Below are 14,701 nucleotides of genomic sequence, written 5' to 3'. Positions count from 1 at the left end.
TAAAACTATACGGAACACTGATCCGTTTTGCCAACCGTCCGCGTGAGGAGAACCGGTGTCGGCGACGAGCCAGTCCCCGCAGGTGCCAGCCCGAGGCAGACGGGCCGACGCGGTACGCAACCAGCAGACGCTGCTCAGCGCCGCCGCCGCGGTGTTCGTCACCTCCGGCGTGGAAGCCCCGATCCGCGAGATCGCGGCCCGGGCCGGGGTCGGCATCGGGACGATCTACCGGCACTTCCCGACCCGGGCCGACCTCGTCGTCGCCGTCTACCGGCACCAGGTCCAGGCCTGCGCCGACGCCGGCCCCGCGCTGCTGGCCAGCGCCGACTCTCCGTTCGCCGCGCTGCGGCAGTGGGTCGACCTCTTCATCGACTTCCTGGTCACGAAACACGGCCTCGCCAACGCGCTGCAATCGGACACCGGCGGCTTCGACGCCCTGCACACCTACTTCCTCGACAACCTGGTGCCCGTCTGCGCGCAGTTGCTCGACGCCGCCGCCGACGCCGGCGAGATCACGCCCGGCATCAGCGCGGTCGAACTGATGCGCGGCATCGGCAACCTCTGCATCGGCGGCGACAAGGACCCCCGCTACGACCCCCGACGCCTGGTCGCCCTGCTCCTGCGGGGCCTGGCGCAACCGCGGTGACCGGTGTCGGCACTCCCGGCGGGCACCCTCGGAGATCACAGTAGGGTGGGCGGCGTGCTCCGCCAGGTCACCGCGATCCGCTACGCCACCCCGTTGCGCGAGGGTGGCTCGCTCCCGGGCGTCGTCGAGGCCGACGACCTCGGCACGTACGTGGCGAAGTTCTCCGGCGCCGGGCAGGGGCCCAAGGCGCTCGTCGCCGAGGTGATCTGCGGTGAGCTGGCCCGCCGGCTGGAGCTGCGCGTACCGCCGCTGGTCGTGCTCGACATCGACCCGGTGATCGGACGCGCCGAGCCCGACCAGGAGGTGCAGGAGCTGCTGCGCAACAGCGGCGGCGCCAACCTGGGGATGGACTTCCTGCCCGGGGCGCTGGGCTTCGACCCGGTCGCGCACCCCGTCGATCCGATGCTGGCGTCGCGGGTGCTGTGGTTCGACGCGTACGTGGAGAACGTCGACCGGAGCTGGCGCAACCCGAACCTGCTCGTCTGGCACCGGGAGCTGTGGCTCATCGACCACGGCGCGGCCCTGTACTTCCACCACAACTGGCCCCGCGCCGAAGCCGCCGTGCACCGGGCCTACCGGGCGGCCGACGACCACGTGCTCGCGCCGTACGCCGACCGGCTCGCCGACGCCGACGCCGAACTGGCCCCGCAGGTCACCCCGGAACTGCTCGCCGAGGTGCTGGACCTGGTGCCGGCGCAGTGGCTGACCGCCGCCGACTTCGACTCCGCCGACGAGGCGCGGGCCGCGTACGTGGCGCACCTGTCCCGCCGCGCCGCCCGGCCGGCGGACTGGCTGCCGACAGGGGGCGTGGCGTGAGGCATCCCTTCGAGTACGCGCTGATCCGGCTGGTGCCCCGCATCGAGCGCGGCGAGCAGATCAACGTCGGCGTGCTGCTCTACTGCCAGCAGCGCGACTTCCTGTCCGCGCGTACCCATCTGGACGTGGACCGGGTCGAAGCGCTGGCGCCCGACGTCGACCTGCCGGCCGTGGCGGCGGTGCTCGACTCGTGGGACCGGACATGTTCCGGTAACGGGCCGGCGACCCGGATGCGACTCGGCGAGCGGTTCCACTGGCTGGTCGCCCCGCGCAGCACGATGATCCAGACGGGGCCGGTGCACACCGGGCTCACCGCCGACCCGGCGGCCGAGCTGGAACGGCTGATGGTGGCCCTGGTCCGCTGAGCGGACGGGCCCGTGCCGATCCCCTGATCGCGCTGCGCCAGCGTCGTTGCCGGCGGAGCGCGATCCCCCGTTCAGGCTCTCGGTGCGGGGCGGCGGATGGCTTCCGTCGGCACCGGTGACATCAGGATCGCTGTCCGCGACGGTCGCGAGGCCCTCATGACCGGGAACTTGCGGAAAACTTGAGCCCGTCGTGCGGGCGGGAGCGCCCCGGTGGGCGTTTGTCGGCGCGGGTCACGGGTAGTCGCGGGAGCTGAAACCAGACGAGAAGGGGAACATCTGATGGCTGCCCAGACCAAGGTAGCGGTGATCTACTACAGCGCCACCGGCATCACCTACCAGATGGCGCAGGCGGTGTGTGAGGCCGCCGGGGACGCCGGTGCCGATGTGCGCCTGCGCAAGGTGCGCGAGCTGGCGCCGGAGGAGGCGATCCGCTCCAACTCCGGTTGGCAGGCGCACCACCTGGAGACCCAGGATGTGCCCGAGGTGATGGTCGACGACCTGGCCTGGGCCGACGTGGTGATCCTCGGCTCGCCCACCCGGTACGGCATGGTGGCCGCCCAGCTGAAGCAGTTCATCGACACCACCGGACCCCTCTGGGCGCAGGGTGCGCTGGCCAACAAGGTCTACTCCGCCTTCACCTCGACGGCGACCTCGCACGGCGGCCAGGAGACCACGCTGACCTCGCTCTTCAACGTCTTCTACCACTGGGGTGGCGTCGTGGTCACCCCCGGCTACACCGACACGAGCCAGTTCATCGCCGGCAACCCGTACGGCCCGTCGCACACGAGCAACAACGGGGAGATCGCCCCGGACGCCGTGGCGCTGGGGGCGTGCGCGCTCACCGCGCGCCGTGCCGTCCAGATCGGAGCCGCGCTGAAGGCGGGCCTGGCCGGCTGACCTCAGCCGACGACCGGCGGCGCGGACGGGGGCTCTCGACCCGTCCGCGCCGCCGATCCACAGAGCCCTACCCGCGTCGGGGGGCGACTATGCCCGCCCGCCGGCAGTGGGCAGCTCGTCCGGCCGGGTCGCCGGCAGCAGGTCACCCAGCAGCTCGGCCAGGACGATCAGGCCGTCCGGGCTGAGCACCGACTCCGGGTGGAACTGCACCCCGGCGAAACCCTGCCCGCGCAGCGCGTGCACGGCACCGTCGCGTACGTCCCGGGCCAGCTCCACCGGCCCGTACGCGGTGTCCAGCCGATCCGCCTCCGCCTGGGCGGTGAACGTCGAGTAGAAACCCACCCGGCGGCTCTGGCCGAACAGCGACACCTCCCGCTGCAACCCCTGGTAGGGCGCGTCCCGGCGGTGCAGCGGCAGACCCAGCAGCCCGGCCAGCACCTGATGGCCGAGGCAGACCGCGAGGGTCGGCCGGCCCTCGGCGAGCAGCCCGGCCAGCAGCTCGCGCAGCGCCACCATCTTCGGCTCGTCCGGGCTGCCCGGGTCGCCCGGTCCGGGGCCGGCCACCACCAGGTCGTAGTCGTCGACCGGGCCGCCGGCGTGCCACGGCCGCAGGGTGACGGTGAGACCCAACGCGCCCAGCTGGTGGGCCAGCATGCCGGTGAAGGTGTCCTCGGCGTCCACGATCAACGCCCGGCGGCCGACGAGCCCGGGCAGTCCCGGCGCGTCCGGCGACCGCTGGTCCAGCCAGAACCGTGCCAGCGGGGCGTTACGCGCGGCCAGCGCGTCGCGTACCACCGGGTCGTCGGCCAGCCGCGCGACCGCCGCCCGGTCGCCGGCGGGCGCCGCCGGGCCGAGACCGAGCGCGGCCAGCACCCCGGCGGCCTTGGCGTGCGTCTCGGCCACCTCACCGGCCGCCGTCGAATGCCGCACGAGGGTGGCGCCGACCGGCACCCGCAGCTCGCCGGTGGGGGAGATCTCGGCGGTACGGATCAGGATCGGCGCGTCCAGCGTCTGCCGGCCGGCCTCGTCGTGACCGAGCAGGGCCAGTACGCCCGCGTAGTAGCCCCGGCCGCGACGCTCGTGGCGGGCGATCACCCGGCAGGCGTTCTCCATCGGGCTTCCGGTCACGGTCGGCGCGAACATCGTCTCGCGCAGCACCTCCCGCACGTCGCGGGTGCCGCGCCCGGCGAGCAGGTACTCGGTGTGCGCGAGGTGCGACATCTCCTTGAGGTACGGGCCGATCACCTGGCCGCCGTGCTCGGCCACGGTGGCCATCATCTTCAGCTCCTCGTCGAGGACCATGTACAGCTCCTCGACCTCCTTGGGGTCGGCGAGGAAGCGCAGCAGCGCCGCCCGGTCCGGCACGCCACCGGCGGGCCGGAAGGTGCCGCTGATCGGGTTCATCATGACGAGGCCGTCGTCGACGCTTACGTGCCGTTCGGGGCTGGCGCCGACAAGCGTCCGGGTGCCGGTGTGCACCACGAACGTCCAGTACGCGCCGCGTTCGGCGACCAGCAGCCGGCGCAGCGCGGCCAGCGCGGCCACCAGCGGCGGGCCCTGCACGGTGGCGTGCAGGGTGCGGTGGATGACGAAGTTGGCGCCCTCGCCGCGCCCGATCTCCTCGGCCAGCACCCGGCCCACGATCCGCGCGTACTCCTCGTCGGTGACGTCGAACGCGGCGTCGACCGCGCGGACCGCCTCGTCGGGCAGCTCGGCCAGGACGTCGGCCAGCGGGATCCGGTGATGCCCGCGGACCTGGAGGCACTCCAGCGGGGCACCGTCGTCGACGCAGGCGAAGCCGCGTTCGGCGATCTGCCGGAACGGCACCACGGCCAGCGTCCGCGCCCCGGGCGTGCCCTGCGGCAGGGGAATGTCCGCCAGCTGGTCGACGGTGTCGACGGTGCCGGTGAACAGCTCCAGCTCGTCCGCGCCGTCGCGCCGCAGCAGCGCGAAGGGGCCCGGATCGGCGCCACGGGTCACGGCGGCGAGCAGGTCGGTCAGGTGGGTCATCGGAGTCTCCGTCAGGCCGGGCGCCGCCGTTCGGGGCGGCCGTCCGGGGCCGGAGATCCGGCGGCCGCCTCAAGTGGCGGCCGCGTGGATGGAGCTACGCGCGGAGGGTGCCCGCCGGGTCGGCGGGCCACCAGCAGGTCGGATGCGCGAGCATGGATCCACCCTACGCGCCCGCGGCCCCGTTGGCACCGGGTAACTTGACCGGCGATGAACATTCTCGCGCTCGACCTGGGCACCTCCTCGGTACGCGGGCTGGTGCTGGACGCCGACACCCAGCCGCTGCCCGGTGCGCTGGCCCGGCGCAAGGTCAGCCTCACCATCGGCGACGACGGCACCGGCACCGTGTCCGGTCCCGGCTATCTCGCCTGCCTGATCGAGTGCCTCGACGAGCTGGCCGACGGCGGTCACCTGCGCGACGTCGATCTCGTGGCGGTCTCCGCCCAGTGGCACTCGGTGCTCCCGCTGGACCGCGACGGCACCCCGCTGGGGCCGGTGATCACCTGGCTGGACACCCGGCCGACGCCTGTCGACGGGGCGACCGGGCCGGCCGACGCGGACGACTTCCACCAGCGCACCGGGTGCTGGTGGCACCGCTCCTACTGGTCGGTGCGGCTGCCCTGGCTGCGGGAACGGTCCGGCACCCCGATCGCCCGGTTCGTCGGCCTGCCCGAGTACGTGCTGGGTGAGCTGCTGGAGGCGGCACCCATGTCGGTCTCCCAGGCCTCCGGCACCGGCCTGCTGGACCTGGGGAGCCTGCGGTGGGACGAGGAGGCCCTGGCGGTGGCCGGGGCGCGACCGCAGGACCTGCCGCCGCTGGGCGAGCTGGACTGGCACGGTCGCCTGCGGCCCGACAAGGCCCGCCGCTGGCCGCAGCTGGCGGGTGCGCGGTGGTCGCCGCCGGTGGGCGACGGCGCGGCCTCGAACGTCGGCTCGGGCTGCGTCGACCCGAGCCGGGCCGCGGTCACCGTGGGCACCTCCGCGGCCGTACGACTGATGCAGCGGGTCCCCGCCGGTGAGCCGCTGCCCCGGCTGCCCGAACAGCTCTGGCGCTACCGGGTCGACCACGACCACGTGGTGACCGGCGCGGCGTACTCCAGCGGCGGCAACCTGTTCGCCTGGGCCGACCGGGAGCTGCGGTTGCCCCGGGGCGCGGAGCTGGACGCGGCGCTGGCGCTGGTGCCGCCCGGTGGCGCCCGGCCGGCCGATCCGCGTTTCGGCGGCGACAGGCCTCCCGGGCTGGCCCCGGCGGGCTCCGGTGAGCTGCGCGGGCTCAGCTTCAGCACCACCGGGGTGGACATCCTGGCCAGCTTGATGCAGGGGTTGTGCGGGCTGGTCGCGGACGACCTGGCCGTGCTGGAGTCCACGATCGACAAACCGGTCGAGGTGGTGCTCGGCGGAGGCGCGGTGGCCGCGTCGGTGTGGTGGCGGCAGGCGTTCGCCGCGGCGCTCGCGCCGCGACCGGTGTCGTACCAACGCAATCCGGAGATCGGTGCCACCGGGGCGGCTTTGGTGGCGCTGGACCGCTTCGGGGACGCGGTGGGGCTCGCCGACATCGGCCGGATGGACGAACTGGCGTCACCGACGACGGCAGGACGTTCCCACCCGCAGTATCCTTCCTGAACTTCCGCCTCGTTCGGGCCGTTGACAGCGCTCCCGAGCCTGGTTGGATGGACTGCGCTCCCCGGACCGCGGCGGACGCGGTAGGACGGAGGAGGCAGGGTGGCGGCAGGTCCCGACCCGGCGAACGGCACGGTGTCGAACCATCGCCGGCGTCGCTTCGACGTCCGGGTCGTTCCACATCGACGCCGGTCCCCGTTCCGTCTGCGGGACTGGCGGATGAGCACCAAGCTGGCCACCGTGCTGGTGGTGCCGTCGGTGGCGTTCCTGGTGCTCGCCGGTGTGCAGACCAGCGCGCTGGTGGGGCGGACGACGGCGTTGAACGACTTCGCCCGGCAGGTCGGCATCGGCAGGCAGATCACCGCGGCGGTGCACCAGCTCCAGCAGGAACGCGACCGTACGGCGGGGGAGCTGGGCGAACTGCGCCGGGGCGCCGACCGGGAGGCCGCGGCCACCACGCTCAAGCCCCTGCAGACGGCCGCCGACCGGGCGATGGCCGACCTGAGTCGGGCGGCACAGCCGCTGGCCGACGCCGACGCGTCCTGGCGGGTGGCCTTCTCCGAGGCGCAGGAGGCGTACGACCAGGTGATCGACATCCGTCCGGCGATCCCGCCGGCGGTGCTCAGCAACGACACCATCCTGAGCAACTACCACCGTGCCGTCGGCGCGCTGCTCGACCTGCTCGCCGAGCCGACGCCGGGGCAGGGCCAGGCGGCGTTGAACGACGCGGTGCTGCGCTACGTGCAGCTGGCCCGGGTCAAGGAGCTGTCCTCCCGGGTCCGGGCCCAGTTGTACGCGGCGTCCCGCGCCGGCAGGTACGGCACCGAGGACCGGGTGATCCTCGCCGACCTGCGCGCCCAGCAGTTGACCGCCCTCGGCGCGTTCCGGGTGGCCGCGACGACCGATCAGATCCGCCGGTACGACGAGACGTCGGTGGATCCGATGTTCGTGGTCGCCACCCAGTTGGAGGAGCGCAGCCTCCCCACCGGGAGCGCCGCGCCGGACGTGCTGCCGTCGGAGCAGTGGTGGTCGGCCAGCCAGCAGCGTCAGGAGCTGCTGCGACAGGTCGAGGCCGGGGTGCTGGACGACGCCGTGCGGCAGGGTGACGAGGCCAGTTCCGGGCAGCTGCGGACCACCCTGCTGGTCGTCGGCGGGATCGTCGCGGTGCTGCTGGTCGCCCTGCTGATCTCGCTGCTGGTCGGGCGGTCGGTCGCCCGGTCGATGCGGCTGCTGCGCAGCCAGGCGTTGCGGATCGCGCAGGTCGAGCTGCCGGACGCGCTGGACCGGCTGCGCACCGTCACCGGCGGGGTGCCGCCCATCGACGTCGCGCCGGCGGTGGTCCGGTCCCTCGACGAGATCGGTGAGCTGGCCGAGGCGTTCGTGGCGGTGCACCGCAGCGCGGTCACGGTCGCCGTCGAGCAGGCCATGATGCGCCGCAACGTCAACGCCATGTTCGTCAACCTGGCCCGCCGCAGCCAGGTGCTTGTGGAGCGCCAACTGGAGCTGCTGGACGACCTGGAACGCGAGGAGAGCGACCCGGACCAGCTGGAGAACCTGTTCAAACTGGACCACCTGGCCGCGCGTATGCGCCGCAACGACGAGAGCCTGCTGGTGCTGGCCGGCACCGACTCCACCCGCCGCTGGAACCGGCCGGTCGGCCTGGGCGCGGTGCTGCTCGCCGCCGCCGCCGAGATCGAGCAGTACCGGCGGGTGCGGATCGAGCCGGTGGGGAACGTGCACGTGGTCGGCCACGCCGTCGGTGAGCTGGTGCACATGCTCGCGGAGCTGCTGGAGAACGCCACCGCCTTCTCCCGCCCGGACACCGTGGTCGTGGTGGACGTGCGGCTGGAGGCCTCCGGCGCGCTGATCGAGATCGTCGACCGTGGCCTGGGCATGAGCCCGGCGGCGCTGGCCGAGGCGAACGAGGTGCTGGCCACCCCGCCGGCCGCGGATGTCGCGGCGGTCGAGCGGATGGGCCTGTTCGTGGTGAGTCACCTGGCGGCCCGGCTGGGTGTGCGGGTGCGGCTCGACGGGGGGCAGAACGGCCTGGTCGCCCGGCTCGCGTTGCCGGCCGGGTTGCTGGCGCCGGCGGGCGGGGTGGAGCTGGATCCGCCGGCGCCGGCCCGGATGGTGGCCGCGGGCGCAGCCCGGGGGGTGGGTGTGCAGCGGCAGCCGGCGGCCCCGGCGCCGGTCATGGCGTCGCTGGATCTGCCGGTGGCCGGTCGCCCGCCGGCGAACGCCGTGCCACGTCAGGCCCGACCGGTGCCGGTACGGGCCGAGGACGTGCTCGCCCCGGCCGCCGCGCCGGGCGCCGTGGGCGGCTGGTGGTCCCGCGAGGGTCCGTCCGCGTCGGCGTCGTCCGGGCCGGCCGTGCCGCCGGCCACTCCGGTGACCGCCGGCACGAACGAACGGGGCCTGCCGATGCGGGTGCCCATGGCACAGCTCTCCGCGGTCACCCGCCCGGCCCGACCCGAATCGGTCCCAGCGCGTGACGACCTGGACCCGGACGCGGTAGGCGGCATGCTTTCCCGGCTCTACAGCGGGGTACGGCGTGCCGAGGCCGAGGACACCACTGAGATACCCGTGCCACCGTCCAGGGGGCACGACGAAGGGGGACGACGACAGTGACGACGTTGAGCCAGGAGGCGCGGGACCTGAGCTGGCTGGTGAGCGCCTTCGCGGAGCGGGTGCCGGGTGTGGCGCACGCGGTGGTGGTCTCCTCCGATGGGCTGCTGGTGGCGATCTCCGATCACCTGCCGCGCGATCACGCCGACAAGCTCGCCGCGGTGACCTCCGGGCTGATGAGCATCACCGCGGGCGCGGCCCAGATGTTCGACGGCGACGTCGTCAAGCAGACGGTGGTCGAGATGGGCCGGGGCTACTTCCTGGTGATGCAGGTGCGGGACGGGTCGATCCTGGCCACCCTCGCCGCCGGTGACGCGGACATCGGCGTGGTGGGCTACGAGATGGCCCGGCTGGCCAAGCAGGCTGGGGAGATGCTGACCCCGGCGCTGCGGGCGGAGTTGCAGCAGGCGCTGCCGCGCTGACCGACCGCTGCCCGGACGGTCACGGCTCTGCGCCGGAGCCGAGCCGTCCGGGCCCGGCCGTCCGTCCGGGTTGCCTGCCTCAGAAGCCGCCGTCGGCGATGACCGACCGATACCAGTGGGCGCTGCGCTTGAGCACCCGCCGCTGGCTGGGATAGTCCACGTAGACGAGCCCCCAGCGCTGGTCGTACCCCTCGTCCCACTCGAAGTTGTCAAGCATCGACCAGACGTGGAAGCTCTCCAGCGGCACCCCGTCGGTCATGGCGCGGTGCGCGGCGGCCAGGTGGTCACGCAGGAAGCTGATCCGGCCGGCGTCGTCGATGGTGTCGTCGGCGGCCAGGCTGTCGGGGGTGGGCAGGCCGTTCTCGGTGACGGTGAGCGGGATGGCGCCGTAGTCGCGGGTGACCCGGGTCAGGATGTCGTACATCCCGTCGGGGTAGATCTGCTGCCACCCGGCCTCGGAGGTCGGCCAGCGGTGTTCGGTGCCGCCGTCGGCGGTGACGTAGATGGGCGTGTAGTACTGCACGGCCAGCAGGTCGACCGACGAGGAGATCACCTCCAGGTCGCCGTCGCGGATGCCGCGGACCATCCGACTTCCGGGGCCCAGGTCGGCCAGGACGTCCTCGGGGTAGCTGCCCTTGAGCAGGGAGTCGAGGTAGAGGCGGTTCTCGTAGCCGTCGTACAGCCGGGCGGCCGCGGCCGCCTGCGGTGAGTCGTCGGCGGGGTAGCAGGGGTGCAGGTTGAGCGCGGGGCCGATCCGGGCGGTGCCGTCGGCGGCGCGCAGCGCGCGTACGGCGAGCCCGTGGGCGAGCTGGAGGTGGTGGGCGACCAGGTAGGCGGCGTCCGGGTCCTGCCGGCCGGGGGCGTGGTGGCCGATGAGGTAGCCGTTCTGCACCACGGTCTTGGGTTCGTTGATGGTGAGCCAGACCGGCACCCGGTCGCCGAGGGCGGTGAAGACCGCGTCGGCGTAGTCGGCGAAGCGCAGCGCGGTGTCGCGCGACTCCCACCCGCCGGCGTCCTGCAACGCCTGCGGCAGGTCCCAGTGGAACAGGGTGGCCATCGGGGCGATGCCCCGGTCGTGTAGGCCGTCCAGGAGGCGCCGGTAGAAGTCGAGGCCGCGCTGGTTGGGTGCTCCGGTGCCGTCGGGCTGGATCCGGGGCCAGGAGATGGAGAAGCGGTAGCTGCGCAGCCCGAGGTCGCGCATCAGGTCGAGGTCTTCGGCGTACCGGTGGTAGTGGTCGGCGGCGACGTCGCCGGTGTCGCCGTTGCGGGTGCGCCCGGGGGCGCGGCTGAACGTGTCCCAGATCGACTCGCCGCGGCCGTCCTCCTTGGCGGCGCCCTCAATCTGGTACGCGGAGGTGGCCGCGCCCCATCCGAAGTCGTCGGGGAAGCGCAGCGGGCCGGCGGGCCCGGTGGGTATCGACATGGATTCTCCTCGTGGATACGGGGCCACCGCCGAGATTCGGGAGCGCTCCCAGGATAGGTCAGGGGCGGCCCTCCCGGTCAGCCGGCCGTCCTGGCGGCCGACGATGTCGGGTTGAGGCGGGTGAGGGCCCCGGACAGCGAACGAGGCCGACCGGGCGGCGCGGTGCGCCTGTCCCGTCGGCCTCTTTTCCCATCGTGTACGGGGGTTTAGTGTGGGGACGGGGGAGGGCAACCCCCGTCCCCACCGTAACTGCACACACACGGGCGGAATTTGGGTCCTGCCGTGCGTGTCGCGCGGGAGCCGGGCCACGCGAGTGGCTCTGGTTCCACCTCCCTCCGTGTGGCGGGACGATGGCTGACGGCGGCGTCCGGGCTGGCCCGCCGTCGGCCTTCGGGCTGGTTCCCCGGGTCCGTCCAGAGGACGGTCCCGGCGATCTTCTAGTTGGAACCTTGTCGATGGAAGCGCTCCCATCGACCGATGTTGCGACTGTAACGCCCGTCACGCCTTTGTGAAAGACCCAAAACGAGATCGAAACACGGAGCTGATCCGATCCGCTCCGCGCTTGTCGTGGGAGCGCTTCCATGGCACACTGTCGATTCGACGCGACAGGAGCCAACTTCGCGTGAGCGCGGGTCCGCCGAGGGCAGCCGGCAGCACGACTTCCGGTCACGGCACCCGAATGCGGCCGACGGGACCCCCTCCCGTGCGGGCCACACCGCCGTACCCCGGCCGGGCCCGGGGGAGACCACCTTCCCGGCGCCTCGAATCCCCGCGGACCACCACCCTCGCGGGCAGGCGCCCGCCGGGACCATCCCGGCCTGGCCCGAGGAGACACCGCGCACATGAGACAACTGGCACGACGCCGCCGCGTGGCGATCATCGCCGCCATCGCGCTCGCCGTCGGCGGGGTGACCCTGCCCGCCGGCGCCGCGCAGGCCGCACCCGCCTGCGACGTGGTCTACGCGACCAACGACTGGAACAACGGCTTCACCGCGAACGTCACAATCAAGAACCTGGGCGACGCGGTCAGCAGCTGGACCCTCAAGTGGACCTTCCCGAACAGCGGCCAGCGGGTCACCCAGGGCTGGTCGGCCAGGTACAGCCAGTCCGGCAGTGAGGTCACCGCGACCAACGAGTCGTACAACGGCAACCTCGGCACCGGCGCCTCCACCACCATCGGCTTCAACGGCTCCCACACGGGCAGCAACCCGAAGCCCACCTCGTTCACCCTGAACGGGACCACCTGCAACGGCACCCCGGCCAACCAGCCGCCCACGGTCTCCCTCGGCGTGCCGACCGGGCCGTTCACCGCGCCCGCCGACGTGCCGCTGACCGCCACCGCCAGCGACCCCGACGGGACGATCAGCAAGGTCGAGTTCTACCGCAACGGCCTGCTGATCAACACCGACACCTCCGCGCCGTACGCGTACACGCAGGAGGACCTGCCGGCCGGCAGCTACACCGTCCAGGCCAAGGCGTACGACAACGCCAACGGCATCGGTGTCGCCGAGAAGTCGTTCACCGTCGGCGCCGCCACCGGCCCGACGCTTGTCGCCACCCCGTCCGCGGTGAGCGTCAACGAGGGTGGCACGACCACCTTCAACCTCAAGCTCAGCTCCGCGCCGACGGCCAACGTGCCGGTCACCCTCACCCGCACCGGCGACACCGACGTCACCGTCTCGCCGGCCACCGTCACGCTGACGCCCAGCAACTGGAACACCGGGGTCACCGTCACGGTCGCCGCGGCTGAGGACAGCGACACCGCAGGCGGCGCCGCCACCATCACCGCCTCCGCCACCGGCCTCGCCTCGCTGGCGGTCACCGCCACCGAGATCGACAACGACACCCCCGGCGGCGGCGACAACGCCTACATCAAGAAGTTCCTCGACCAGTACGGCAAGATCAAGAACTCGGGCTACTTCAGCCCCGAGGGCGTGCCCTACCACTCTGTCGAGACGCTGATCGTCGAGGCGCCGGACCACGGCCACGAGACCACCTCCGAGGCGTTCAGCTTCTGGCTGTGGCTGGAGGCCTACTACGGCCGGGTCACCCAGAACTGGGCCCCGTTCAACAACGCCTGGACGGTGATGGAGAAGTACATCATCCCGACGCACGCCGACCAGCCCACCGCGGGGTCCGCAGGAACGCCGCAGTACGCCGCGGAGTACAACCTGCCCAGCCAGTACCCCTCGGCGCTGAACCCGAACATCCCGGTCGGACAGGACCCGCTCCGCTCGGAGCTGCAGTCCACCTACGGCACCGGTGACATCTACGGCATGCACTGGCTGCTGGACGTCGACAACACCTACGGCTTCGGCCGCTGCGGCGACGGCACCACCAAGCCGGCCTACATCAACACCTTCCAGCGGGGCACCCAGGAATCGGTGTGGGAGACCGTCCCGCAGCCGTCCTGCGACACCTTCAAGCACGGCGGTCAGTACGGCTACCTCGACCTGTTCGTCAAGGACACCGGCGCCCCCGCCAAGCAGTGGAAGTACACGAACGCCCCGGACGCCGACGCCCGCGCCGTGCAGGCCGCCTACTGGGCGCTGACCTGGGCCAAGGCGCAGAACAAGCAGGCCGACGTCGCGGCCACCATCACCAAGGCCGCCAAGATGGGCGACTACCTGCGGTACGCGATGTTCGACAAGTACTTCAAGAAGATCGGCAACTGCGTCGGTGCGAGCACCTGCCCTGCCGGCAGCGGCAAGGACTCGGCGCACTACCTGCTGTCCTGGTACTACGCCTGGGGTGGCGCGTACGACGCCAGCCAGAACTGGTCCTGGCGGATCGGCTCCAGCCACAACCACTTCGGCTACCAGAACCCGTTCGCGGCCTGGGCGCTGACCAACACCCCGGAGCTCAAGCCGCAGTCGGCGACCGCGGTCGCCGACTGGACCAAGAGCTTCGAACGGCAGCTGGAGTTCTACACCTGGCTGCAGTCCGCCGAGGGCGGCATCGCCGGTGGCGCCACCAACAGCTGGGACGGCAGCTACGCCCAGCCGCCGGCCGGCACCAGCACCTTCTACGGCATGTACTACGACGTCGACCCGGTCTACAACGACCCGCCGTCGAACCAGTGGTTCGGCATGCAGGCGTGGTCGATGCAGCGGATCGCCGAGCTGTACCAGCAGACCGGCAACGCGAAGGCCAAGGCGCTGCTGGACAAGTGGGTGCCCTGGGCGATCGCCAACACCACCCTCGGCACCAACTGGTCGATCCCCTCGGACATGAAGTGGACCGGCCAGCCGACCACCTGGAACCCGAGCAGCCCGCAGCCCAACACCAACCTGCACGTCGAGGTCACGGTCAAGGGCCAGGACGTCGGCGTCACCGCCGCCTACGCCCGGACCCTGATCGCGTACGCGGCCAGGTCGGGGAACACGGCGGCCAAGGACACCGCCAAGGGTCTGCTCGACGCGCTCTCGGCCGCCAGCGACGCCAAGGGTGTCTCCACCACCGAGTCGCGGGGCGACTACCGGCGCTTCGACGACACCTACGACGCGTCCACCGGGCAGGGCCTCTACGTCCCGCCGGGCTGGACCGGAAAAATGCCAAACGGCGACGCCATCGCCGCGGGCAAGAGCTTCCTGGACATCCGTTCCTTCTACAAGAACGACCCGGACTGGCCCAAGGTGCAGGCGTACCTGAACGGCGGCCCGGAACCCACATTCAACTACCACCGCTTCTGGGCGCAGGCCGACGTCGCCATGGCGTACGCCGACTACGGCAACCTGTTCCCGAACGGCTGACAACGACCCGGGGTGGGTGGCGCCCCCGCCCACCCCGGGGGTTCGGCCGGGTCCGGGGGAACGACGGGACCCGGCCGGCGGACGGCCTGACACCCACGGTCAGGCCGGGGTGGGCCGGCCATCCGGAC

The 14,701-nt window shown here is 72.4% G+C and carries 10 protein-coding genes; 8 read left to right on the top strand and 2 right to left on the bottom strand.

Annotation, left to right across the window (positions count from 1 at the left end; all coding sequences use genetic code 11):
• The first annotated feature begins 55 nt into the window (after window positions 1-55).
• The 4 genes from FHG89_RS15695 to wrbA all read left to right on the top strand — a co-directional run bounded on the left by FHG89_RS15695 (window position 56) and on the right by wrbA (window position 2,724).
• On the top strand, window positions 56-646 hold the full coding sequence (locus tag FHG89_RS15695) for a TetR/AcrR family transcriptional regulator (RefSeq protein WP_139585131.1): 591 nt from the start codon (window positions 56-58) through the stop codon (window positions 644-646).
• 54 nt (window positions 647-700) lie between these two features.
• Window positions 701-1,462 (top strand): HipA family kinase, encoded by a 762-nt coding sequence (locus FHG89_RS15690; RefSeq protein WP_139585130.1) that lies wholly within the window; start codon window positions 701-703, stop codon window positions 1,460-1,462.
• Window positions 1,459-1,827, top strand: a complete 369-nt coding sequence (locus tag FHG89_RS15685; protein ID WP_139585129.1) for a DUF3037 domain-containing protein — start codon at window positions 1,459-1,461, stop codon at window positions 1,825-1,827. Before FHG89_RS15690 ends, FHG89_RS15685 begins: the two co-directional genes overlap by 4 nt.
• A gap of 279 nt (window positions 1,828-2,106) precedes the next feature.
• Window positions 2,107-2,724, top strand: coding sequence for an NAD(P)H:quinone oxidoreductase (gene wrbA / locus FHG89_RS15680; protein ID WP_139585128.1), 618 nt, complete (start codon window positions 2,107-2,109; stop codon window positions 2,722-2,724).
• Window positions 2,725-2,811: 87 nt separating this feature from the next.
• Here wrbA and FHG89_RS15675 read toward each other — a convergent pair whose 3' ends face one another.
• Window positions 2,812-4,734, bottom strand: coding sequence for an anthranilate synthase family protein (locus FHG89_RS15675; protein WP_139585127.1), 1,923 nt, complete (start codon window positions 4,732-4,734; stop codon window positions 2,812-2,814).
• Window positions 4,735-4,941: 207 nt separating this feature from the next.
• Here FHG89_RS15675 and FHG89_RS15670 point away from each other — a divergent pair, with 207 nt between their 5' ends.
• The 3 genes from FHG89_RS15670 (at window position 4,942) to FHG89_RS15660 (ending at window position 9,398) form a co-directional block, all read left to right on the top strand.
• Entirely contained in the window at window positions 4,942-6,354 is a 1,413-nt protein-coding gene (locus FHG89_RS15670) for a gluconokinase (protein ID WP_139585126.1), read from the top strand.
• A gap of 99 nt (window positions 6,355-6,453) precedes the next feature.
• A complete protein-coding gene (locus FHG89_RS34145; RefSeq protein WP_208760988.1) occupies window positions 6,454-8,979 on the top strand; it encodes a sensor histidine kinase in 2,526 nt (841 codons plus the stop codon).
• Window positions 8,976-9,398 (top strand): roadblock/LC7 domain-containing protein, encoded by a 423-nt coding sequence (locus FHG89_RS15660; protein ID WP_139585125.1) that lies wholly within the window; start codon window positions 8,976-8,978, stop codon window positions 9,396-9,398. The genes FHG89_RS34145 and FHG89_RS15660 overlap by 4 nt, the downstream gene beginning before the upstream one ends.
• A gap of 79 nt (window positions 9,399-9,477) precedes the next feature.
• Here the strand turns inward: FHG89_RS15660 and FHG89_RS15655 are convergent, their stop codons facing one another.
• The gene (locus tag FHG89_RS15655) at window positions 9,478-10,821 is read right to left on the bottom strand and encodes a GH1 family beta-glucosidase (protein ID WP_139585124.1); all 1,344 of its coding nucleotides are present in this window, start codon (window positions 10,819-10,821) and stop codon (window positions 9,478-9,480) included.
• A gap of 842 nt (window positions 10,822-11,663) precedes the next feature.
• On the opposite strand from FHG89_RS15655, the gene FHG89_RS15650 reads away from it, so the two are divergent.
• On the top strand, window positions 11,664-14,573 hold the full coding sequence (locus tag FHG89_RS15650; protein WP_139585123.1) for a glycoside hydrolase family 48 protein: 2,910 nt from the start codon (window positions 11,664-11,666) through the stop codon (window positions 14,571-14,573).
• Window positions 14,574-14,701: the final 128 nt, after the last annotated feature.

It is taken from the genome of Micromonospora orduensis (assembly GCF_006228125.1).
In the GTDB taxonomy this organism is placed as follows: domain Bacteria; phylum Actinomycetota; class Actinomycetes; order Mycobacteriales; family Micromonosporaceae; genus Micromonospora; species Micromonospora orduensis.
The sequence above is the reverse complement of the archived record's forward strand: the minus strand, read 5'-3'. Positions and strand labels throughout refer to the sequence as shown.

Excerpts from the sequence above, each read along its gene's own strand:
- wrbA (WP_139585128.1), top strand. The coding sequence starts at position 2,107 with ATGGCTGCCCAGACCAAGGTAGCGGTGATCTACTACAGCGCCACCGGC.
- FHG89_RS15675 (WP_139585127.1), bottom strand. The coding sequence starts at position 4,734 with ATGACCCACCTGACCGACCTGCTCGCCGCCGTGACCCGTGGCGCCGAT.
- FHG89_RS15670 (WP_139585126.1), top strand. The coding sequence starts at position 4,942 with ATGAACATTCTCGCGCTCGACCTGGGCACCTCCTCGGTACGCGGGCTG.
- FHG89_RS15655 (WP_139585124.1), bottom strand. The coding sequence starts at position 10,821 with ATGTCGATACCCACCGGGCCCGCCGGCCCGCTGCGCTTCCCCGACGAC.
- FHG89_RS15650 (WP_139585123.1), top strand. The coding sequence starts at position 11,664 with ATGAGACAACTGGCACGACGCCGCCGCGTGGCGATCATCGCCGCCATC.